Annotated in this window: 17 protein-coding genes; 8 read left to right on the top strand and 9 right to left on the bottom strand. The window is 72.0% G+C overall.

The window, feature by feature from the left end:
* Positions 1-259: 259 nt before the first annotated feature.
* Positions 260-1,294 carry a hypothetical protein gene (locus ACYVOM_RS20665; protein ID WP_460305065.1) on the top strand — a complete coding sequence of 345 codons (1,035 nt, stop codon included), beginning with the start codon at positions 260-262 and terminating at the stop codon, positions 1,292-1,294.
* A 6-nt stretch (positions 1,295-1,300) separates the two neighbouring features.
* On the opposite strand, the gene ACYVOM_RS20660 is transcribed toward ACYVOM_RS20665, so the two are convergent.
* Positions 1,301-2,575 carry an ammonium transporter gene (locus tag ACYVOM_RS20660; protein WP_460305064.1) on the bottom strand — a complete coding sequence of 425 codons (1,275 nt, stop codon included), beginning with the start codon at positions 2,573-2,575 and terminating at the stop codon, positions 1,301-1,303.
* A 196-nt stretch (positions 2,576-2,771) separates the two neighbouring features.
* Between ACYVOM_RS20660 and ACYVOM_RS20655 the strand changes: the two genes are divergently transcribed.
* From ACYVOM_RS20655 to ACYVOM_RS20635, 5 genes are all read left to right on the top strand, one after another.
* Positions 2,772-3,953, top strand: a complete 1,182-nt coding sequence (locus tag ACYVOM_RS20655) for a thiolase family protein (protein ID WP_460305063.1) — start codon at positions 2,772-2,774, stop codon at positions 3,951-3,953.
* A gap of 64 nt (positions 3,954-4,017) precedes the next feature.
* Positions 4,018-4,674: a TetR/AcrR family transcriptional regulator gene (locus ACYVOM_RS20650; RefSeq protein ID WP_460305062.1), complete on the top strand. Its 657-nt coding sequence runs from the start codon at positions 4,018-4,020 to the stop codon at positions 4,672-4,674.
* Positions 4,671-6,059, top strand: a complete 1,389-nt coding sequence (locus ACYVOM_RS20645) for an MFS transporter (protein ID WP_460305061.1) — start codon at positions 4,671-4,673, stop codon at positions 6,057-6,059. Before ACYVOM_RS20650 ends, ACYVOM_RS20645 begins: the two co-directional genes overlap by 4 nt.
* Before the next feature lie 40 nt (positions 6,060-6,099).
* Positions 6,100-7,536: a pyridoxal phosphate-dependent decarboxylase family protein gene (locus ACYVOM_RS20640; RefSeq protein ID WP_460305060.1), complete on the top strand. Its 1,437-nt coding sequence runs from the start codon at positions 6,100-6,102 to the stop codon at positions 7,534-7,536.
* Complete coding sequence (locus ACYVOM_RS20635; protein WP_460305059.1) at positions 7,533-8,540, top strand: DUF2804 domain-containing protein; 1,008 nt, start codon at positions 7,533-7,535, stop codon at positions 8,538-8,540. The genes ACYVOM_RS20640 and ACYVOM_RS20635 overlap by 4 nt, the downstream gene beginning before the upstream one ends.
* A 12-nt stretch (positions 8,541-8,552) precedes the next feature.
* On the opposite strand, the gene ACYVOM_RS20630 is transcribed toward ACYVOM_RS20635, so the two are convergent.
* Positions 8,553-8,768 carry a hypothetical protein gene (locus ACYVOM_RS20630; RefSeq protein ID WP_460305058.1) on the bottom strand — a complete coding sequence of 72 codons (216 nt, stop codon included), beginning with the start codon at positions 8,766-8,768 and terminating at the stop codon, positions 8,553-8,555.
* 227 nt (positions 8,769-8,995) lie between these two features.
* On the opposite strand from ACYVOM_RS20630, the gene ACYVOM_RS20625 reads away from it, so the two are divergent.
* On the top strand, positions 8,996-9,991 hold the full coding sequence (locus ACYVOM_RS20625; protein WP_460305057.1) for an aldo/keto reductase: 996 nt from the start codon (positions 8,996-8,998) through the stop codon (positions 9,989-9,991).
* Between the two features lie 48 nt (positions 9,992-10,039).
* Here the strand turns inward: ACYVOM_RS20625 and ACYVOM_RS20620 are convergent, their stop codons facing one another.
* The 6 genes from ACYVOM_RS20620 to ACYVOM_RS20595 all read right to left on the bottom strand — a co-directional run bounded on the left by ACYVOM_RS20620 (position 10,040) and on the right by ACYVOM_RS20595 (position 20,263).
* Positions 10,040-13,396 carry a phosphodiester glycosidase family protein gene (locus tag ACYVOM_RS20620; protein ID WP_460305056.1) on the bottom strand — a complete coding sequence of 1,119 codons (3,357 nt, stop codon included), beginning with the start codon at positions 13,394-13,396 and terminating at the stop codon, positions 10,040-10,042.
* Positions 13,397-13,531: 135 nt separating this feature from the next.
* Positions 13,532-15,478 (bottom strand): ABC transporter ATP-binding protein, encoded by a 1,947-nt coding sequence (locus ACYVOM_RS20615; protein WP_460305055.1) that lies wholly within the window; start codon positions 15,476-15,478, stop codon positions 13,532-13,534.
* Positions 15,475-17,208 (bottom strand): ABC transporter ATP-binding protein, encoded by a 1,734-nt coding sequence (locus tag ACYVOM_RS20610; RefSeq protein ID WP_460305054.1) that lies wholly within the window; start codon positions 17,206-17,208, stop codon positions 15,475-15,477. The genes ACYVOM_RS20615 and ACYVOM_RS20610 overlap by 4 nt, the downstream gene beginning before the upstream one ends.
* A gap of 32 nt (positions 17,209-17,240) precedes the next feature.
* On the bottom strand, positions 17,241-17,840 hold the full coding sequence (locus tag ACYVOM_RS20605) for a TetR/AcrR family transcriptional regulator (protein ID WP_460305053.1): 600 nt from the start codon (positions 17,838-17,840) through the stop codon (positions 17,241-17,243).
* 96 nt (positions 17,841-17,936) lie between these two features.
* On the bottom strand, positions 17,937-18,599 hold the full coding sequence (locus tag ACYVOM_RS20600; protein ID WP_460305052.1) for a DUF1266 domain-containing protein: 663 nt from the start codon (positions 18,597-18,599) through the stop codon (positions 17,937-17,939).
* Positions 18,600-18,670: 71 nt separating this feature from the next.
* Complete coding sequence (locus tag ACYVOM_RS20595; RefSeq protein WP_460305051.1) at positions 18,671-20,263, bottom strand: AMP-binding protein; 1,593 nt, start codon at positions 20,261-20,263, stop codon at positions 18,671-18,673.
* A 140-nt stretch (positions 20,264-20,403) separates the two neighbouring features.
* Here ACYVOM_RS20595 and ACYVOM_RS20590 point away from each other — a divergent pair, with 140 nt between their 5' ends.
* On the top strand, positions 20,404-21,228 hold the full coding sequence (locus ACYVOM_RS20590) for a phytanoyl-CoA dioxygenase family protein (protein WP_460305050.1): 825 nt from the start codon (positions 20,404-20,406) through the stop codon (positions 21,226-21,228).
* Positions 21,229-21,238: 10 nt separating this feature from the next.
* Here ACYVOM_RS20590 and ACYVOM_RS20585 read toward each other — a convergent pair whose 3' ends face one another.
* Positions 21,239-21,691, bottom strand: coding sequence for an Lrp/AsnC family transcriptional regulator (locus ACYVOM_RS20585; RefSeq protein ID WP_460305049.1), 453 nt, complete (start codon positions 21,689-21,691; stop codon positions 21,239-21,241).
* Positions 21,692-21,714: the final 23 nt, after the last annotated feature.

The following is a 21,714-nucleotide window of genomic DNA, read 5'->3' as shown; positions in this document are numbered from 1 at the left end:
ATATCAAACGAGTTGGGGCAGGTGCCCGATGATGACCCCCGGCCGGCAGCGGAAGATCCTTGCTGACATGACAGAACGCCTGCGCCTGGACGACCCGGACCTGGTCGCGCGCTTCGCGATGTTCGCGCGCCTCCACGAGGAGGAGGGGCCGCCGCCCGTCGAGCCGCCGTGAGCCGGACGCCGACGCCCGGGGCCCTTTCCCGCAGGCACCTCCGGACCCTAGGATCTCGCCTCACCCAGTGAAGCGAGAGGACCACCCATGGCGGTCTGGCACGCGGCCGCGGCGGCGGTCCTCCCCGTCCTGCTCGGCGCAGCGGCCCCGGACATCAGCCCCGCCGACGGCGCGGTCGTCACGGACGCGACGGTGACGGTCTCGGCCCGCGCGGGCCTGTCCGGCGGAACGCTCATCGTCGACGGGGAGCGCCGCGCCTCCGGCCGGGCCGAGCGGCTGACCTTCGCCATCGACGGCCACACGGTCGCCAACGGGACGCACAGCGTCGAGATGACGGGGCTCATCCCGCTCAACCGCGGCAAGGCGACCTTCCGGATGGCGGTGCCCGCCTACACGCCGTCCGGGGTCGTCGCGGTGGCGTCGGGCCGGAAGCTGTCCGTCGTCTGGCAGCGCAATCCCGAACCGGACATCACCGGGTACTCGGTGTCCGTGTCGGCGGGCGGCGCCGCGCAGGCGGGCGCGGACTGCCCCGACGGGCGCTGCACCGCCGCGCTGACGCTTCCCGCATCGGCGCAGGGCGAGGTCACCGTGACCGTCGTCGCGCACCGCGCGGGCGCGGGCGACTCCGGGACCGGGGCCGCGAAACTCGTCCTGCCCGCGAAGCCCGCGGGCGGAGGCGGCGCGGGCGACGGCGATGCAGGTAACGGCAATGCAGGTAACGGTGAGGCGGGCGACGGTGCGGCGGGTGACGGCGCCGCGGTGCCGGAGGCGCCCGCGGCGAGCCCGTCGGCGACGCCGAGCCCCGACACGCCCTCGCCGTCACCGGAGGACCAGAGCGCCGCGCCCTCCCCGGTTCCGCTGGACACGCCTGAGGACGTCGCTCCGCCCTCTTCCGTCGCGGCCGGAGGCGCGCTGCCCGACGACCCGCTCCCGCGCATCGTGTTCCTGACGAGCTGCGCGGGCGCCCTGCTGACCCTGCTCGTCTTCGGCATCCGCGCGGTGCTGGCCCGCCGCAGGCCCGTGCCCGCCGCAGCGCCGGCGGACGACGTGCCTCCGCCCCCGCGCCCCGCGCCGGTCCTCCCGTCGTTCGACGACACCGGCTACCGCGAGCCCTGGACGTAGCGGCGTTCAGGAGCCGGGCGGGCGGTGCGTCTCGTAGGCGGTCTCGCCGTGCAGCGCGAAGTCCAGGCCGACCGCCTCGTCCTGGGAGGACACCCGGTTGCGGCGGGAAGGCAGCTTGTCCAGCACGAGGGCGATGAAGTAGGTGACGAAGAAGCTGTAGGCCGTGACCGCGGCCACGACGGCCACCTGGAGGACGAGCTGGTGGGCGTTGCCATCGTAGGCGAGCCCGTCGGCCGCCGCAGGGTTGACGGCGGAGGTGGCGAACAGCCCTACGCACACCGAGCCGATGACGCCGCCGACGAGGTGGAGCCCGCCGACGTCGAGGGAGTCGTCGAGTTTCAGCCTGCTCTTCAGGGGGACGGCGAGGCAGCAGCCGAGCCCGGCGAGCACGCCGATGGCCAGGGCGCCGCGCGCGTCGACGAATCCGGCGGCCGGGGTGATGGCGACGAGGCCCGCGACGGCGCCGGACGCGGCGCCGAGGGCGGTCGGCTTGCCGTAGCGGAGCCGCTCGACGAGCACCCAGGTGAGCAGGGCGGCCCCGGTGGCGGTGTTGGTGTTGACGAACGCCCAGACCGCGACGGCGTCCGCCTTGAGGGCGGATCCGGCGTTGAAGCCGAACCAGCCGAACCACAGCATCGCCGCACCGAGCAGGATGAACGGGACGTTGTGCGGCGCCATGTGGGCGCGCGGCCAGCCGGTGCGGCGACCGAGCACGATGGCGACGGCGAGGCCGGCCGCGCCCGCGTTGCAGTGCACGACGGTGCCGCCCGCGAAGTCCAGCGCGCCGAGCTTGAACGCCCAGCCGTCCGGTGAGAAGACCCAGTGCGCGACGGGCGCGTAGACCACGATCGACCAGATGACGATGAAGGGGATGAACGCTCCGTAGCGCCAGCGTTCGACGGCGGATCCGGTGATGAGTGCCGGGGTGATGATGGCGAACATCATCTGGAACATGGCGAAGGCGACGGGCGGGATCGCCTGGGCGGATCCGCCGGTGAAGCCCGGCACGATCTCGTCCATGTTCGCCAGGCCCGCGAAGTGCAGGTCGCCGATGACCTCGCCGCCTCCGCCGAACGCCAGCGAGTAGGCGACGACCACCCACGTGACGCCGACGAGCGCCATGACGGTGAAGCTCTGCAACATGGTGTTGAGCACGTTCTTGGCCCGGACCATCCCGCCGTACAGGAAGGCCACGCCGGGCGTCATGAACAGCACGAGCGCCGAACTGGCCAGCACCCACGCGGTGGCACCCGAATCGACGGTGGAGAAGTCGAAAGGCATCCGCAACCTCCGGTTCGAGAAGCCCGGCGCCATGGTTCCACCGTGGCGACTGTGCCTGCGGTGCTTCATGTGACTTCGTCGTAAACGTTGGGTTTCGTCGACAACCCCCAAGGGTTGTGGATTCCAACTGACACGCGCATAATGAGTTTGATTTTCCAACCCGGACAGGCCGGGATGGCGGATTGAGGAGGCAGCCATGCGCGACGCGGTCATCGTCGAAGCGGTCCGGACGCCGGTGGGCAAGGGCAAGCCCGGAGGGTCCCTGGCCGAGGTCCACCCGGTCGAACTGCTGGCGCACACCCTGCGCGAGCTCGTCGACCGCAGCGGCATCGATCCCGAACTCGTCGATGACGTCATCGGCGGCACCGTCAGCCAGGTGGGGGAGCAGGCGGCGAACCTCACCCGGTACGCGTGGCTCTCGGCGGGGCTGCCCGAGTCCGTCGCGGCCACGACCGTCGACCGGCAGTGCGGGTCCTCCCAGCAGGCCGTGCACTTCGCTGCGCAGGGCGTTATCTCCGGCGCCTACGACATCGTCGTCGCGTGCGGTGTGGAGTCGATGAGCCGGGTGCCGATGGGCTCCAACGTGCTGCCCGGCAGCGTCCCGTTCGGCCCCGGCATCCCCGAGCGCTACCCCGACGGGCTCGTGCCCCAGGGCGTCGCCGCCGAACTCATCGCCGCCAAGTGGGGGCTGACCCGCGAGGCGATGGACGCGTTCTCCGCCGAGTCCCACGCCAAGGCCGCCAAGGCGAGCGCCGAAGGCTGGTTCGACGCCGAGATCGCGCCCGTGCGGACGCCGTCCGGGCTGGTCACCGCCGACGAGTCCATCCGGCCGGCCACCACGCCCGAGGTGCTCGCCGGGCTCCGGCCCGCCTTCGAGCGCCCGCAGTTCACCGAGCGCTTCCCGCAGATCACCTGGTCGGTGACGGCCGGAAGCTCCAGCCCGATCAACGACGGCGCGGCGGCCCTGCTCATCATGAGCGGCGAGACCGCGGCGAGGCTCGGCCTGCGCCCCCTGGCCCGGCTGCACGGGTTCGCCGTCGCGGGCGCCGACCCGCTGATGATGCTCACCGCGGTCATGCCCGCGACCGAGAAGCTGCTGCGCCGCACCGGCGTCTCCCTCGCCGACGTCGACCTGTACGAGGTGAACGAGGCGTTCGCCAGTGTGCCGATGGCCTGGCTCCAGGAGACCGGCGCCGACCCGGCGAAGCTGAACGTGCACGGCGGCGCGATCGCGATCGGCCACCCGCTCGGCGCGAGCGGCGCGCGGATCATGACGACCCTCGTCCACGCGATGGAGCGGCACGGCGCCCGCTACGCGCTCCAGACCATGTGCGAGGCGGGTGGTCTGGCCAACGCGACCCTGCTGGAGCGGCTCTGACCACCCGGAAAGTTCTCTCCATCAAGCGATTGACCGGGAGCCGATCAAGCCCTACCGTTCCGATATGAATTCCGACCCCGTCACCCGCATCCTCGCCGCGGCCACCCGGCTGTTCGCCGAGCGCGGGTTCGACGGGGCCTCCACGCGGCTCATCGCCGACGCGGCGGAACTCAACATCGCGACCGTCAACTACCACGTCGGCGGTAAACGCGACCTGTACCTCGCCGTCATGACCGGGGCCGCCCAGGCGGAGCGGGCGGCCCTGGAGACGGCCCTGGCGTCCTGCGCCGAGCCCGGCCGCCTCACCGGCGCCGCCGACGTCCGCCTCGTCGTGGACGCCTACCTCGACTTCTGCGTCGCCCGCCCCGAGATCCCCGCCCTGTGGATGCACCGGTGGCTCTCCGACGCCGACGACGTCGCCTCCTTCGAGGCCGCGCACGTCCACCCCCTCGTCAGCCGCCTGATCGAGCTGACCCGCCCCGTCGCGGCCCCGGACGCCGACGTGGAGTACGCCCTCTGGTCGGTCATCTGGACCGTGCACGGCTTCGCGCGCGGGGGCGTCCCCGACGCGGCGGGCCGGCGCCGCAGGACCGACGACCCCGAGGCCCTGGAGCGCTTCCGCGCGGCCCTCCACCGCCTCGCCTCCGGCCTCCTCGGCCTGGACCGCCCGACGTCGCGCGCCGCCTCCTCGCCCCCTCGTGATCCGGACGTGAAGCCATGACCGAGCAGCCCGCAGTGAACCCCCCGCCCTCCGTCCCCCGACCGCGCGCGGCCGACGAGCCCGTAGCGCGCGGGAGGCTGTTCGGCTACGCCCTCGGCTCCGTCGGGACCGGCGTCTTCGGCGCGGTGCCCGGGCTTCTGCTGCTCTACTACCTGACCGACTCCCTCGGCGTGCCCGCGGCCGTCGCGGGCGCCGTCCTCGTGCTGCCCAAGGCGTGGGACGTGCTGCTCAACCCGTGGATCGGCACGCTCAGCGACCGGGAGGCCGTGCGCACCGGGAGCCGGCAGCGGCTGCTGCTGCTCGGCGCGGCGACCCTGCCGGTGCTGTTCGCGCTGATGTTCGCCTCGCCGTTCACCGGCGGCGCGGGCGCGGCCTGGGCCATGGCGGCGTTCCTGCTCGCGGCCAGCGCGTTCGCCGCCTTCCAGGTGCCCTATGTGGCGCTTCCGGCGGAGATCTCCGACGCGCCCGCCCAGCGCTCGCGCGCGATGGCCTGGCGGATCGTCGCCCTCACCTTCGGCATCCTGCTCGCGGGCGGGCTCGCGCCCGTCATCGTCGGGATCGGCGGCGACGGACGGGGCGGGTACCTGCTCATGGGAGCCGTCATCGGCGCGGTGCTCGCCGCGGCCCTCGTCGGCTCGGCCCTGTCGACGCGCTGGATCCGCTCGGCCCCCGGACCCCGCCAGCTCGGCTTCACTGCCGCGCTGCGCCTGGCCCGCGGCAACCGGCCCTTCTTCGCGCTGCTCGGCGCGTTCACCGTGCAGTCCCTCGCCGTGGCCGTCATGCTCGCGGGCGCGCCTTACGTCGCGCAGTACCGCCTCGGCGACGACGGCCTCACCACGGTCCTGTTCGTGTGCATGGTCGGCCTCAGCGCGATCGCCGTCCCGGTGTGGAGCGCGCTGGGCCGCAGGTTCGGAACCGTGCCCTGCTACCTGGCCGCCGTCGCCCTGTTCACCGTCGCCGCGGTCGCCCTGTACCCGGTGCTCAGCGCGGGGGCGAAGATCCCGGCGTTCGCGCTCACCGCCCTCGTCGGCGCGGGCTACGCGGCCCTCCAGCTGTTCCCGCTGTCGCTGCTGCCCGAGACCGTCCACGCCGACGCCGGACGGACCGGGCAGGCCCAGTCGGGCGCGTTCACCGGGGTGTGGACCGCCGCGGAGACGGGCGCGATGGCCCTCGGCAGCGGCGTGTACGCCCTCGTCCTCGCCGTCACTGGATTCGCCTCCAGCTCCGACGACGAGGCCGTGGCCCAGACGGGCACCGCGCTCGGCGGGCTCACCGTGGGCTTCACTCTCGTGCCCGCCGTGCTGCTCGCCTTGAGCGCCCCCCTTCTCGTCCTGTACGCGCGGCGTGCGGCGGCGCACAAGACCACCGAGGAAGCGGCGGCCTGAAGGCCCCGCGCACGTACGACTCCCCTGAAAGGTTGTTCCCTTGCTGGCTGAAGAAGGGCGCGATAGCGCCGACCTGCTGGCCGAGCTGGCGCGGCTGAAAGAAGCCGACCTGCCTGTGCGCGGCGGCAAGGTCACCGCCTACGTGTACGACACCGGCCGCCCCGAGGTGCACGCGTTGGCCGCCCGTGCCTACCTGGAGATGCTCGAGGTCAACGGGCTCGACCCCACGGCCTTCCCCAGCATCGTCGCCCTGGAGAAGGACGTCGTAGGGACGGTGGCCGCCAAGCTGGGCGGCGGCCCGGAGACCCCCGGCATCTTCACCAGTGGCGGCACCGAGTCGATCATGCTGGCGGTGAAGGCCGCCCGGGACGCGAAGCCGGTCGACCGGCCCCAGGTCGTCGTGCCGGTCACCGCGCACCCCGCGTTCCACAAGGCGGCGCACTACCTCGGCGTGGAACTCGTGGCGGTGCCCGTCGACACCGCCACGTTCCGCGCCGACCCTGCCGCGATGGAGGCCGCGCTGACGGACCGGACGGTGCTCGTCGTCGTGTCCGCGCCCTCCTACCCGCAGGGCGTCATCGACCCCGTGCCCGAGATCGCGGCGCTCGCCGCGGCGCGCGGCATCCCGTGCCATGTGGACGCCTGCGTCGGCGGGTGGCTGCTGCCGTGGCTGCGCGACACCGGCCACCCCGTGCCTCCCTTCGACCTGTCGGTCCCCGGTGTCACCTCGCTCTCTTGCGACCTGCACAAGTACGGGTACGCGCCCAAGGGGGCCTCGGTGGTGCTGTTCGCCGACGAGGCGCTGCGCCGGCACGCCTACTTCGCCTCCGCCGCCTGGCCCGGCTACACGATCATCAACTCGACGGTGCAGTCCAGCAAGGGCGCGGGCCCGCTCGGCGGCGCGTGGGCGACCCTCCACGCGATCGGCGCGGCCGGATACCGCGACCTCGCCTCGCACGCCGTCGCCGCCGCGAAGCGCCTCATCGAGGGCGTCGCGGAGATCCCCGGGCTGCGCGTCCTCGGCACGCCCGACGCGTCCCTCGTCGCGCTCGCCTCCGACGACCCGCGCCTCGACGTGTTCGTCCTGTCGGACAAGGCGCGCGGCCACGGCTGGTTCATCCAGCCGCAGCTGAGCTTCCCCGGCATCCCCGCGAACGTCCACCTCACCCTCACCGGCGTCAGCCTCCAGGGCGTGGACGCGCTCTTGGACGTCCTGGCGAAGTCCGCCGCCGAGGCGATCGACGCCGGGCCGGTGGAGCTGCCCGACGGCCTCGTGGACCTGCTCGGCGGGCTCGACCTCGACGCCGTCGACGACTCGGGCTTCACCGAGCTCCTGGCGGCCGTCGGGGCCGACCTCGACGGCGACGGCCCGATGGAGATGGGCATGGTGAACGCCGTCCTGGACGCGCTCCCGGCCGAGACGCGGGAGGCACTGCTCATCCGGTTCCTGTCGGCCCTGTACCGTACGCGCGCATGAGCACGCACGAACGGGAGATCACTACCCCCGTCGCCCTGACCCGACCCGACGGCGGCCTCGACCCGGCGGCGGTCGGCTGGTCCCGCCGCCCCCTGCACGACACCGCCCTTCCGGGGCGCTGGGGGCGGCGCAAGAAGTGGGAGTACTGGTGCTTCACCACGCCGACGCACCTCGTCGCGCTGACGGTGAGCCACCTCGACTACCTCGCTCTGACCGGCGTCTACTTCCTGGAGTACGGCGGCACCGAGCTGGAGGTGAGCACGATGGCGCCCTTCGGCTCGGGCGTACGGCTCCCCGACAGCCTTGACGGCTCCGACATCACCGTCTCGTCCGGGAAGGCGCGCGTCTCCATCCTCCGGGAGGAGGGCGGCACCCGTGTGCGCGCCACGTGCCCGACGTCCGAAGGCATCCTGGCGGCGGACCTCTTCGCGGCGCTGCCTGACGGCCACGAGTCCATGAACGTCGTCATCCCGTGGGACGAGCGGCGCTACCAGTTCACCTCCAAGCAGGTCGCCCGGCCCGCCGAAGGCACCCTGACGCTCGGCGGCCGCTCCTTCGCGTTCGCCGACGACGCCTGGGCAGTCCTCGACCACGGCAGGGGCCGCTGGCCGTACGACACCCTCTGGAACTGGGGCGCCGCCTCGGGCGTCAGCGCCGGGCACACGATCGGCCTGCAGTTCGGCGGCAAGTGGACCGACGGCACCGGCATGACCGAGAACGCCCTCCTCGTCGACGGCCGCCTCACCAAGATCGGCGCCGACCTCGCCTGGGAGTACGACCCGGAGGACTTCCGCGCCCCCTGGCGGATCCACGCCCCCGGCGCCGTCGACCTCGCCTTCACCCCGTTCCATGAACGCCACGTGAAGACCGACGCCGTCCTTCTGTCCAACCACACCCATCAGCTGTTCGGCCACTACGCGGGAACGATCCACCCCGACGAGGGCCCCGCCCTTGAGGTCGACGGCCTCCTCGGCTGGGCCGAGCAGGTCCGCATGCGCTGGTGAACGGGCGCGGGGTCAGGCCTGCTCGCGGGCGAACAACTCAAGCCGGCCGCGCTGCGTGCAGCGCCAGGCCTCGATCCGCCGTCGCAGGCGGCCGAAGCGCTTGGCGCGGCCGAAGAGGCCGACGGCCAGGGGACCCTCGACCCAGCGGGCGAAGCCGTGGGAGTGGTCGCCCCCGTCCTCGACGAAGCCCGGCTCGACCTCTTCGCTCCCGCACAGCGCGCATCTCATGGGCGCAAGCCACCCGGCGGTGTGGAGCATCGGGGGTCCTCGCCGTGAACCTTGTGCGCAAGGCACCGGGTCAGGGCGGGGACCCGGCGGCGCGGGCCTCTGCCAGGACCTCGCTGACGACCGGGGTGCGGGCGATCATGGCGAATTCATCGGCGTCTCATGTGGTTTTGGGCGTTTTGTCCGCACTCGTGATCACCGGCGGTGGTCCGGCGGGGTTTACTGGACTCATGGACTACGTACAACTGGGACGTACGGGGCTCAAGGTCAGTCGGGTCGTGCTCGGGACGATGAACTTCGGTCCGGAGACGAACGAGGCCGAGAGCCACAAGATCATGGACGCCGCGCTGGACGCGGGAGTGAACTTCTTCGACACGGCCAACGTGTACGGCTGGGCGGAGAACCGGGGGCGGACCGAGGAGATCATCGGGACGTGGTTCGCCAACGGCGGCGGACGGCGCGACAGGACGGTGCTCGCGACCAAGGTCTACGGGAACATGGGCCCGGCCGGTGACCCGTGGCCCAACGACGACAAGCTGTCGGCGCTGAACATCCGCCGCGCCTGCGACGCCTCCCTGAAGCGCCTGCAGACCGACCACATCGACCTCTACCAGTTCCACCACGTCGACCGGGCCACGCCCTGGGACGAGATCTGGCAGGCCCTGGACGTCCTCGTCCAGCAGGGCAAGGTCCTCTACGTCGGATCCTCGAACTTCCCCGGCTGGTCGATCGCCCGCGCCAACGAGACCGCGGCCCGCCGCGGCTCCCTCGGCCTCGTCAGCGAGCAGTGCCACTACAACCTGATCGAGCGGCGCGCGGAGATGGAGGTCGTCCCCGCGGCCGAGGCCTACGGCCTGGGCGTCATCCCGTGGTCGCCGCTCGCCGGCGGCCTGCTCGGCGGCGTCCTGCGCAAGCAGCGCGAGGGCGGCGGCAGCCGCTCCCAGACCGGCCGCAGCGCCGCCTACCTGGCGGACGACCGCAAGCGCGCCAAGATCGAGAAGTACGAGGAGCTCTGCGCCGAGCGCGACCTGGAGCCCGGCGAGGTGGGCCTGGCCTGGCTCCTCACCCGCCCCGGCGTCACGGGCCCCATCGTCGGTCCCCGCACCCTGGACCAGCTCGAATCCGGCATCCGGGCCGAGTCCCTCACCCTCGACCCGGACCTCCTCACCGAACTCGACACCCTGTTCCCCGGCCCGGGCCCCAGCCCGGAGGCCTTCGCCTGGTGATGTGAGGGGCCGCCTCCCGCACCGGGAGGCGGCCCCTCGTCGGACCGCCTAGGCGGTGACCGTCACGGCGGCGGAGGCCGAGACGCCCCCGGAGGTGACGGTGAGGGTGGCGGTGCCGACGCGGACGCCGGTCAGCTCACCCGAGGACAGGTCGAGGACGGCGACGACGCCCTTGCGCTTTGCCGCCGCCTTGGCCTCCCGCTCGTTCCGGACCACCGCGACGCCCGCGTCGCCCGACCAGGTCGCGCTCGCCGGGTGGGCCAGCGGGAAGGTCAGGCCGAACGCCGAGGTCGTGCCCGTCGCCGACACCCGCGCCGAAGCGCCGGCGGCGAGGGCCTGCGGGGCCTGGATCGCGGCGGCGTCGATGACCGGGTTCATCCGGGCGGTCAGCCAGGTGAGCGTGTCGGGGTTCGGCCGGCCGGCCTCGACGCGGCCCGGCGTGGCGTCCACGCCCACCAGGACCCAGCCGAAGAAGCCGCCCTTGTCCGTGGAGGCGTACGGGGTCTTGCCTACCGAGGGCGTGTTGACCTCCAGGACGCCGTCCGCGCGGATCGCCGACGCGGTGTGGGCGTGCCCGGTGAACAGGGCGACGGGCTTGCCCGCGTCCTCGCGGAAGTCGGCCAGCCACTCCTGGACGAGGCCGGCTTCGAGGCGGTCGGCGAACTGCGACGACGCCGCGCCGGACGGGTCGGCCAACGGGTGGTGGAACACCACGACCACGGACCTCACCGAGCGGTCGCGCTTCGCGGCGGCGAGCTGCTCCTTCAGCGCGGGGACCTGCGCCCACTCCGACGCGCGCAGCCCGCCGAGGTTCGTGTCGAACAGCAGGAAGCGGGTGCCCTTGTGGTCGAAGTACTGCCGCGTCGGGCGGTCCGTCGCCTTCGTGAAGGCCGCCAGCGTGCCCGTGGCCGTCGCGCCGGACTCGTGGTTGCCGGGCGTCCAGTACACGGGGATCGACGCGGGCACCGTCTCCTTCAGCAGCGCCTCGGCGAAGGCGAAGTCGGCTTCCGTGGCGGTGTCCACGAAGTCGCCGTTCACCACGAGGAAGTCGGGCTTCGCGGCGACCGCCTGGGCGAGCGCCTTCCTGGCCTGGACGGCGGCGAACGAGTTCGCTCCGCCCGCCGCGGTCACGTGGAGGTCGCTCATGATGGCGAACTTCCAGCGGTCCCGGCCGATCTCGCGCCGCTGGAGCACGAACGGGTCGGCGTCGGCCTCGCTCCCGCCTTCGGCGGCCTGCCCGACGAGCGCGGTCAGCGAGTCGAAGCGCAGTTCGCCTGCGGTCTTGTTGAGGTTGGAGGTCTCGACCACGTAGAGGTTGGTGAGCGTGATCGGGGCGGCGTATCCGGCGGGAAGGTCGCCTTCGACCCACTTCCAGCCGGTCCAGTCGACGGTCGCGGCGAACGTGAACGGCACGTTCGTGGTCCCGTTCGAGCGCAGCGTCGCGCGCAGCCAGTGCTTCTGGCCGTCGCCGTACACCCACAGGCCGAGCTTCCGGGTGCCCTCGGGAAGCGTGACGGGAGCGGGCTTCGCGACCGCGTAGGCCGCGGACGTGCCGGTCTGTCCGGTGAAGTCGTAGGTGAGCCGCAAGGCCTGGTTGTCCGCCGCGGCGTCGGGCCGGTCGGCCGCCGCGTCCGTCTTGATCGAGGCGGTGGCCTTGGCGGTGGTGGCCGTCCACGGGGTCGCGCCCGCGTCGTAGGCCGCGACTTCGCTGTGCTTGAGTCCGACGGAGACGGGCAGCGCCACCTTCTCGTCCTGGACGGTCGCGGTGATGGTCGCGGCCTTGCCGTCCCCGGTGTCCTTGGCCTTGACGGTGAAGCCGTCGCCGTCCGCCTCGACCGACACGACCGAGTCGTCGTAGTCGAGCTTGACGTCGCGGGGCGCGACGGGCGCGTCGAAGCCCTCGTCGTCGGCGCCGGTGAGGGACACCTCGGCGGTGCCGCCCGCGGTCATGGTGAGGCTCGGCTCGTCGAAGGCCAGGTGGTCGAGTTCGCCCAGGACGCGCAGTTCGGCCTTGCCGGAGACCGACTTGGAGCGCGCGGTGACCTCACCGGTGCCGGACTTCTCCGCGGTGAGCACCCCGTCGCGCACCCGACCGATCCGCCCGGCGCTCCAGGAGGTGCGGCCCGCCTCAACGGGGGAGTACGTCTCGTCGTGGCCCTTGGCGGCGACGTCCACGGTCAGCCCGGGGAAGACGCGGTCGGCGCCGAGCCGGACGTCCAGCCCCTGGAGCCTGCCGGAGCCGGGCGCGGAGAACAGCCCGACGCCCTGCGGGATGGACCGCTCGTACCCGTCGGACGGGGTGTTGACGACGCTCGTGCCGGTGTCGCCGGGAATGCGCGCGACGAGGTCGGAGGAGCCGCCGCCGTCGAGCATGAGCGCCTCGTGCGCGCCGAGCCGGGCCATGATGACGGCCATCTGGTCGAAGCTCACGCCCTCGGAGAAGTTCGCGGACCCGTCGACGGTGACGAGGAGCAGCCGCTTGCCGCCCGCGGACCAGCCGATCGCGGTGCGCGGCTTGAGCGCGTCGTTGCCGGTGGACGCGGGCAGGTCGATCGCCTTGCCGTCGCGGACCAGGACCGAGCCGCTGCCGAGCGCCGTCTGGATCTTCGCGGGGGAGTCCGACTTGAGTGCGAAGTCCAGCTTCGCGGCGGCCCCGGGCTGCGCCGCGGCGGCCAGCGCGGCCGCCGCCGACCCGCGCCCGACGACGATGATCCCGCCCTCGGGCACCGCGGTGTCGGTGAGCGCGGCGGTCACGGCGGTGACCGCGCCCTCGGCGACGACGACCTCGGTGTAGGCCCCCGACAGCGCCACGCTGGTCCGCAGCCCCGGACCCCACTGGTCGGTGTAGACGCCGATGCCGTTCGCCGGCGCGGACGCCGCGTTGAGGTCGCCGACCGCGAAGTCGGTGCCGCCGACCGAGACGGTGCCTTCGAGGAGCACGTCGGCGAGCCGGGCCACGCCGTCCTCGTCCACGGCCGCGACCGTGGAGGGGCCGCTCGACCCCTTGCGGACCTCGCCCAGGTCGACCTCGGGCCCGATCGCGGCGTTCGTCTCGTTGATGTCGTAGTAGTCGCCGTTGACGGCAGCGACCGCGCCGTCGTCGTCGGCGGCCTTCGACAGCTTCTTGATCTCGCTGACCTTGCCGCCGACGAGCCCGACCCGCACGGAATCGTCGGCGAGGTCGGCGTTCAGGACGTGCGTGCGCAGCCAGCCCGTGCGGCCGAGGCTGTCGAACGACGTCCGGACGATCCCGGGCGCGACGACCCGGTCGACGCGGTGCGCCTCGACCGCCTCGCCCTGCTCGACCGTCTGGTACGTCGGGATGTCGACCGGTGTGGGAGCGGCCCACGCGGCGCCCGGCTGAACCGAGAGCGCGAGTGCCGTCACCAGCGCGAATGTGCGCATTTCAGAACCTCCAGAAAGAACATCGACACTCAATGCCCTGGAGGTTCGTTCAGGAGAAGTCGCGGCGTACGCGCGGTGTCCTCCCGAGGAAGATCACGGGCCCCGGGCCGACAGTAGCGGCCCGGGGCCCGCCGATCAGGTGAGCGCCTCGGCGAACTGCGCCGCGTAAAGGCGCTGGTAGGCGCCGCCCGCCGCGATCAGCTCGTCGTGGGAGCCCTGTTCGACGATCGAGCCCTCTTCCATGACGAGGATGAGGTCGGCGTCGCGGATCGTGGACAGGCGGTGCGCGATGACGAAGCTCGTCCTGCCCTGGCGGAGGTTGCGCATCGCGCGCTGGATGAGCACCTCCGTGCGGGTGTCGACGGAGCTGGTCGCCTCGTCCAGGATGAGGATCGCCGGTTCGGCGAGGAACGCCCGCGCGATGGTGAGGAGCTGCTTCTCGCCGGCGCTGACGGTGCCGCCCTCGTCGTCCAGGACGGTGTCGTAGCCGTCCGGGAGCGTCCGCACGAAGTGGTCGACCTGGGTGGCCTTGGCCGCCTCGACGACCTTCTCGCGGGACGCGGTGACGTCGCCGTAGCCGATGTTCTCGGCGATGGTCCCGCCGAACACCCACGCGTCCTGGAGCACCATGCCGGTGCGGGCGCGCAGGTCGCCGCGGTCCATCTCGGCGATGTCGACGCCGTCGAGGGTGATCCGGCCCCCGGTCACGTCGTAGAACCGCATGAGCAGGTTGACCAGGGTGGTCTTGCCCGCTCCCGTCGGCCCGACGATCGCGACGGTCTGGCCCGGCTCGACGGCCAGCGACAGGTGCTCGATGAGCGGCTTGTCGGGGGAGTAGGAGAACGAGACGTCCTCGAACGCGACCCTTCCGCGCGGCTCGGCGATGACGGGCGAGGCGTCCGGTTCGGCGCTCTGCTCCTCGGCGTCGAGCAGCTCGTACACCCGCTCGGCCGAGGCGATGCCGGACTGCAGCAGGTTCGCCATGCTCGCCACCTGGGTGAGCGGCTGGGTGAACTGCCGCGAGTACTGGATGAACGCCTGGACGTCGCCCAGCGACAGCGAGCCGTTCGCGACGCGCAGGCCGCCGATGACGGCGACGAGCACGTAGTTGATGTTGCCGATGAGCATCGTCGCGGGCTGGATGAGCCCGGAGATGAACTGGGCCCGGAACGAGGCCTTGTGGAGGCTGTCGTTGTGCTCGGTGAACGTCTCGGCGGCCTCTTCCTTGCGGCCGAAGACCGACACGAGGGTGTGCCCGCCGTACATCTCCTCGATGTGCGCGTTGAGCTTGCCGGTGCTCGCCCACTGCTTGATGAACTGCGGCTTGGAGCGGGCGCCGATCTTGGTGGTGACGAACACCGTCAGCGGCACGGTGACGAGGGCGATCAGCGCCAGCAGCGGCGAGATCCACAGCATCATGGCCAGCACGCCGATGATCGTGAGGACCGAGTTCAGCGCCATGCTGAGGGTCTGCTGGAGCGTCTGGGAGAGGTTGTCGATGTCGTTGGTGACCCGGCTGAGCAGGTCGCCGCGCTGGTTCTTGTCGAAGTAGCTGAGCGGCAGCCGCGCCAGCTTGTCCTGGACGCGGGCGCGCAGCCGGTGCATGGAGCGCTGCACGATCGAGGCGGTGACGCGGCCCTGGGTGACGCCGAGGACCGCGGCGATCAGGTAGATCGCGAGCACGCCGAGCAGCACCTTGCCGACGGCGCCGAAGTCGATGCCGGTACCGGGCACGACGTCCATCGAGGCGACCATGTCGGCGAACGTGTCCTGCCCGGACGCGCGGAGCATCTCTACGGCCTCGGCCTTGGAGATCCCGGCCGGCAGCTTCGCCGACACGGCTCCGTCGAAGATCAGGTCGGTGGCCTCGCCGAGGACGCGCGGCCCGAGGACGGTGAGGATGACGCTGATCGCGCCGAGCACCGACCCCAGGATGATCAGCGCCCGTTCGGGCCGCATGTCGCGCAGCAGCCGCTTGGCCGAGCCGGTGAAGTCCGCGGACTTCTCCATCGACGGTCCGGCCATCCAGGCGCCCGGCCCGTGCCGCGGCGCCGCCGGCGCGGGCTTGTTCTCCTCGGTCACGCCGCCTCCTGCTCGGTCAGCTGGGAGAGGACGATCTCCCGGTAGGTCTCGTTGCCGGCCATCAGTTCGGTGTGGGTGCCGACGCCGACGACCTGGCCGTGGTCGAGGACGACGATCCGGTCGGCCTGCCGGATGGTGCTGACGCGCTGGGCCACGATGAGCACCGTCGCGTCGGAGGTCTCGGCGGCCAGCGCGGCCCGCAGCCGGGCGTCGGTGGTGTAGTCGAGGGCCGAGAAGGAGTCGTCGAAGAGGAACACCTCGGGCTTGTGGACGAGCGCGCGGGCGATCGCCAGGCGCTGGCGCTGCCCGCCGGAGACCGTGGTGCCGCCCTGCGCGACCGGGGTCTCCAGCCCTTCGGGCATCCGCTCGACGAAGTCCTTGGCCTGCGCGATCTCCAGCGCGTGCCAGAGGTCCTCGTCGGTGGCCTCGGGGTTGCCGTACCGCAGGTTCGAGGCGATCGTGCCGGAGAACAGGTACGGGCGCTGCGGGACGATCCCGACGATCTGCGACAGCCGGGCGGGATCGAGTTCCCGCACGTCGACGCCGTCCAGCTCGACGGTGCCGCCGGTCGCGTCGAACAGCCGGGGGATGAGGTTGAGCAGCGTGGTCTTGCCGCTGCCCGTCGAGCCGATGATCGCCACGGTCTCGCCGGGCCGCGCGCTGAGGCTGACCCCGCGCAGCACGGGCTCCTCGGCGCCGGGGTACCCGAAGTCGACGTCGCGTAGCTCCACGGTGCCGCGCAGCGGGGTCTCGGAGATGGGCGAGGCCGGAGGCAGGACGCTGGAATGCGTGTCCAGGACCTCTTCGATGCGCCCGGCGCAGACCGCCGCGCGCGGCGCCATCATGAACATGAACATGGCCATCATGACCGACATGAGCGTCTGCATCAGGTAGGACAGGAACGCCGTCAGCGCCCCGACCTCCATGCCGCCGTCGGCGATCCGGTGCCCGCCGAACCACAGGACGGCGACGCTGGCGACGTTCACCACCGCCATGATCAGCGGGAAGAGGGTGCCCATGAAGTACCCGGCCCGCTGGGAGACGTCAAGGAGGACGTCGTTCGACTTGGCGAACCGCTCGGTCTCCTGCTTCTCCCGCACGAACGCGCGGACGACCCGGACGCCGGTGATCTGCTCGCGCAGGATCTGGTTGAGGTCGTCGAGCCTGCCCTGGATGCTGCGGAACAGCGGCACCATCCGGGTCACCGCCCAGGTGAGCACGGCGCCGAGCAGCGGCAGGATGAGCAGGAGCAGCAGCGACAGCGGGACGTCCTGGCGCAGCGCCATGAAGATGCTGCCGACCGCCATGATCGGCGCGGCCACCGCCATGGTCAGCGCCATGAGGACCAGCATCTGCACCTGCTGGACGTCGTTGGTGGTGCGGGTGATCAGCGAGGCGGGGCCGAACTGGCCGAGTTCGCGGGCGGAGAAGTCCTGGACGCGGCGGAACAGCCCGGCGCGCAGGTCGCGGCCGAGGGTGGCGGCGGTCCGCGAGGCGAAGAAGACGGCTCCGGTCGAGCAGGCGAGCTGCGCGAGCGAGACGGCGAGCATGATGCCGCCGGCCTTCATGATGTAGCCGGTGTCGCCGATGACGACGCCCTTGTCGATGATGTCGGCGTTGAGCGTCGGCAGGTAGAGCATGCCGAGTGTGGCGAGGAACTGCAGCGCCACGAGCACGCCGAGGTCGCGCCGGTAGGGCCGCAGTGTCGCGGTGACGAGTCGGATCAGCAAGATGTCTCGCTCAGGGGGTAGCAGGGAAAGGGTCAGCGGTGCGACTGCTCGAAGGCCGCCGCGACGGGTGCGACCCGCTGGAGCGCCTCGTGCAGGACATCGTGGAACGCGCGGCCGTCTTCGGTGCGCAGCCAGTGGAGCGTGGCGACGCGCGCCGCGGTGTTGAAGGACTCGGCGAGCAGCGCGGGGAACAGGTCGGCCGCCGGGTCGAGCCCGCAGCGCTCGGCGATCGCCTCGACCAGCGGCCCGGACGCCGGGCCGCAGTGGCGTTGGAACTCCGCCTGGAGCGCCGGGCTGGAGAAGATCATCAGCATTGCACGCCGGTCGGGCTCCTCCTGGCCCCGGAAGTGGCCGACGTAGGCGTTGACGCAGGCCTCGGCCAGCGGCTCGCCCGGGGGCCTGGCCCGCAGGGAGTCGGCGAGCCAGGCGGCCCGTTCGGCGCCGTGCGCGCAGATGGCGGCCTCGCGGCTGCCGAAGTAGTTGTTGTAGGTGCGGGTCGAGACGCCCGCGGCGGTGGCGATGTCCTCGACCCGGACGTTCTCCGGGCCGTGTTCCAGGGCGAGCCGGAGCGCCGCCTCGCCCAGCGCGCGGCGGGTCGCCTGCTTCTTGCGCGCGCGGAGCCCCTCGTTCACGCGGCACAACGTATCGACTACGTTGCGCACCGCGCAATCATTTATGAGGTGAAAATCTTCGCGGCACGCAAAATTTCGTTCCCCGCAAGAAACCGGTCAGCGCAGGGGCACCTCGAACCCCCGGCGCAGCGCCGCGTTGCGGTCCTCCGGCGGGGATGCGGCGAGCCGGACGGCGGACGCCGCATCCGAACCCGGCCTGCGGACGACCAGGTAGGGGGCGGGGGCGTCGAAGGGCACCCGCTTCCAGGGGCTCGCGGCGTTCGCCGGATCGAGCAGCCGCTCGGCGGCCCGCTCGAACTCCTCCTGCCGGGCGTTCTGCTCGGCGTCGTGCAGGCCGTCGCCCACCCAGATCCGGCGGGCCGCCAGGAAGTCCGCGGCGTACTCCCGCCACGACGAGTAGCGGCACAGCACCGGGACCGTCAGCCGCTCGCACAGATCCCAGGCCGTCTCCTCCTCGGGGAGCAGCCCCGCCGCGTGCGCGGCCCGGACCAGGAACACCAGCCGGGCCGCGTCCCAGGCGAACGGGGCGCGGCCCAGATGGCGCTCGTACTCGCGCCTGTGCCCGGAGGTCGTCAGCCACCGGGCCATGTCCAGCAGCGCGGAGGCCGAGGTGATGCCCCAGTTGTCGCCGAGCGCCTTGCGGTAGGCCTCCGGTGATCCGTCGTCCATCCGCAGGGCCTCGTGCCCGCCGCCGCCCCACTCCACCTGGATGGCCGACAGAGCCAGCCACCACAGCCGCAGGTCGTCCAACTGCTCCACCCGCTCTCCGCAAGCAAGGAGATCGCTTACCAGGGGATCATTGTGGCGCAGCGGCGTCCGTCATGCGTCGGTCATCCGGCTTCCAGAGCCGTCGCCTTCGCCCACTTGTAGTCGGCCTTGCCCGTCGGCGTGCGCTGCACTTCCGGGACGAAGTGGACATCGCGCGGCACCTTGTACCCGGCGAGGGTCGTGCGGCAGTGCTCGCGCAACTCCTCCGCGGTCACCGGGCCGTTCGTGGAGACCACCGCGGCGACCCGCTGGCCGAACCGCTCGTCCGGGACGCCCACGATCAGCGCGTCGTAGACCGACGGGTGCGACTTGACCGCGGTCTCGACCTCCTCGGCGTACACCTTCTCGCCGCCGGTGTTGACCACCGTCGAACCCCGGCCGAGCAGCACCATGTTGCCCTCGGCGTCGACCCTGGCCATGTCGCCCTGGATCGACCAGCGGACGCCGTCGGCGTCGGTCACGAACGTGGCCGCGGTCTTCACGGGGTCGTTCCAGTAGCCGATCGGGATCCGGCCCTTGCGGGCGAAAACCCCGATCTCGTCCGAGCCGGGAGTGATCGGGCGGAGGTCGGAGTCCAGGACTGCCATGCCCTCGCGCGGGGCGAACCTGGCGTTGCCGAACTCGTCGGGCTCGATGCCCGCCGCGGCGACGCCCGTCTCCGAGCCGCCCATCGCGTCGAGGATCGTCATGAGGCCCGGCAGCGCCGCGTTGAGCTTCGCCTTGACGTCCGGGGACGTCGCCGAGCCGCCGCAGGCCAGGACCAGGAGGGACGACAGGTCGAACGCCTTCGGGTCGGCGGTGAGCAGGTCGGCGACGGGACGGGCCATCGCGTCGCCCACCAGGGACATCACCTGGGCGCCCTCGGCCTCGGCGACGCGGAGTACCGCGGTGGTGTCGAAGCTGCGGCCGGACCAGATGACGAGCTTGGAGCCGCCGGTGAGCGCGGCCCAGCAGATCCACACCCCCGCCGCGTGCATGAGCGGGGCGTTCACCATGATCGTCAGTCCGCCCGCGGCGGCCACCTCGGCGGCCTCCTCGGGCCGGGAGATGGGGTCGCCGATCATCCGGCCGCCGCCCATGGCGGTGAAGAACATGTCCTCGGCGCGCCACACGACGCCCTTGGGCAGGCCCGTCGTGCCGCCGGTGTAGAGCATGAACAGGTCGTCGCCGGACCGCTCGATCGCCACGCGATCGGGGGACGCGGCGGAGACGGCCTCCTCGTAGCTCCGCGAGCCCGGGATCTCGGCGTCGGAGCCGTCCTCCAGGACGAGGATGTCGGTGAGCTCCGGCAGGGTGTCGCGGACCTCGGTGAGGCGCGCGGCGAGCGAGCGCTCGGCCACGAGGGCCTTGGCGCCGGAGTCGGCGATCACATGGGCGAGTTCGCCCGAGGTGTAGCGGTAGTTGACGTTCACGGTGCCCGCGCGCAGCTTGAAGGCGGCGATCTGCGCCTCCAGCCACTCGGCCCGGTTGTAGGACAGGATCGCGACCCGGTCTCCCGGGCCGACGCCGCCGGCGGCCAGTGCGGCGGCCGCCCTGTTGGCGCGGGCGTCGAGCTCGCGGTAGGTGAGGCGCGAGTCTCCGGCGACGAGCGCCAGGTTGTCGGGTACCGCGTCCGCGACGATCTCGAAGAGGTCGGCGAGGTTGAAGGACGGCATCGGGGTGGGCTCCTTCCCTGCTGGACCTTCAACGTACTCCCGGGGACCCCTGTGACGTAAGTCTCTGCTTATTATCTTCTGGATCTGTCCGTTAACACGATCAAAGCAGTCCGGAAACCTCAAGTGGGTAGGTTCCCGGCATGGAGCACCCTGCCTTCTCCCCGGACGAACTCGACGCCATCGAGGCCCGCTACCGCGCCGACGGTTTCGTCGTCCTGCGCGGCCTGTACTCGCAGGAGGAACTCCAGGTCATGGAGGACGACTGCGTGCGGGCGCAGTCCGGCGTCATCGCCGGGGAACTCCCGCCCCGGTACGGCTCCACCGCCTTCCTCGACGACGAGACCAAGGCCGAGGCCTTCGCGAACTACGTCGAGTACGTCAACGAGCTGTCCCCGGCGATCCTCGCCGCGGTGACCGCGCCCGCGCTCGCGGCCGTCCTGCGCAGGCTCCTCGGTGACGACTGCTGGCTGAACGACGCGCACCGCTTCGGCGTCGTCTACCAGGACGCCCGCCCCGGCCGCGAGTCCGGCTACTCCCGCATCGGCTGGCACGCGGACTGGCAGGCCGCCCCCAACCTCGCCATCTGGCCCGCGACGGCCTTCACCATCCACGTCGACGAGACCAGCCCCGCCAACGGCTTCCTCCGCGTGGTCCCCGGCAGCCACCTCTGGCAGACCCCCTCCCCCCGCAACGTCCCCCTCCCCTCGGGCTCCGCCCCCTCCGCCGGCCACACCTCCGCCCCGGCCCCCTTCCCCATGCCCCTGGGCTTCGAGAAGATCCCCGGCGAAGTGGCCGTTTACTGCGACCGGGGCGACCTCCTCCTCCACGACGCCTACCTCTGGCACTCCGCCGCCCGCGCCTCCGACGACGCCACCACTCGCCGCCACATCCGCGGCGGCTACAACACCGGCGACAAGTCCACCGACGGCTCCCGCGAGACCTTCGTCAAGAACGCGGCCCGCTGAGGGGGCCTCCTCAGCCCTTGATGCGTTTCATGGTCAGGTGGGAGTCGACGCGGGAGACGGCGGGCAGGGGCATGATCTTCTGGGTGAGGAAGCGCTCGTAGGCGACCTGGTCGGAGACGCCCACGCGGATGTAGTAGTCGGGGCGGCCGAACATGCGGCGGAACTCCAGGACCTCCTCCAGGGCGGCGATGACGGATTCGAAGCCGTCGACGGTCTGGAGGTCGTTCACCGCGATGTCGACGGACAGGACGACCTCCAGGGAGCGGTCGAGGGCCTCCGGGGCGATCTCCGCGCGGTAGCCGGTGATCACGCCCGCGTCCTCCAGGCGCTTCACGCGGCGCAGGCACGGCGGGGGAGTCAGGCCGACGCGGCGGGCCAGCTCCACGTTCGACATGCGCCCGTCCCGCGCCAGTTGGAACAATATTTCACGATCAACCGAATCAAGGCTTACAGAATTGCTCATAAGCCCATTATCTCATAACTCTA

The organism is Actinocorallia aurea, from assembly GCF_054783995.1.
This window is presented reverse-complemented; position numbering and strand designations above follow the sequence as displayed.

Coding starts and splice junctions, on each gene's coding strand:
- ACYVOM_RS20665 (WP_460305065.1), top strand. CDS start 260: ATGGCGGTCTGGCACGCGGCCGCGGCGGCGGTCCTCCCCGTCCTGCTC.
- ACYVOM_RS20660 (WP_460305064.1), bottom strand. CDS start 2,575: ATGCCTTTCGACTTCTCCACCGTCGATTCGGGTGCCACCGCGTGGGTG.
- ACYVOM_RS20655 (WP_460305063.1), top strand. CDS start 2,772: ATGCGCGACGCGGTCATCGTCGAAGCGGTCCGGACGCCGGTGGGCAAG.
- ACYVOM_RS20650 (WP_460305062.1), top strand. CDS start 4,018: ATGAATTCCGACCCCGTCACCCGCATCCTCGCCGCGGCCACCCGGCTG.
- ACYVOM_RS20645 (WP_460305061.1), top strand. CDS start 4,671: ATGACCGAGCAGCCCGCAGTGAACCCCCCGCCCTCCGTCCCCCGACCG.
- ACYVOM_RS20635 (WP_460305059.1), top strand. CDS start 7,533: ATGAGCACGCACGAACGGGAGATCACTACCCCCGTCGCCCTGACCCGA.
- ACYVOM_RS20630 (WP_460305058.1), bottom strand. CDS start 8,768: ATGAGATGCGCGCTGTGCGGGAGCGAAGAGGTCGAGCCGGGCTTCGTC.
- ACYVOM_RS20625 (WP_460305057.1), top strand. CDS start 8,996: ATGGACTACGTACAACTGGGACGTACGGGGCTCAAGGTCAGTCGGGTC.
- ACYVOM_RS20620 (WP_460305056.1), bottom strand. CDS start 13,396: ATGCGCACATTCGCGCTGGTGACGGCACTCGCGCTCTCGGTTCAGCCG.
- ACYVOM_RS20595 (WP_460305051.1), bottom strand. CDS start 20,263: ATGCCGTCCTTCAACCTCGCCGACCTCTTCGAGATCGTCGCGGACGCG.
- ACYVOM_RS20590 (WP_460305050.1), top strand. CDS start 20,404: ATGGAGCACCCTGCCTTCTCCCCGGACGAACTCGACGCCATCGAGGCC.
- ACYVOM_RS20585 (WP_460305049.1), bottom strand. CDS start 21,691: ATGAGCAATTCTGTAAGCCTTGATTCGGTTGATCGTGAAATATTGTTC.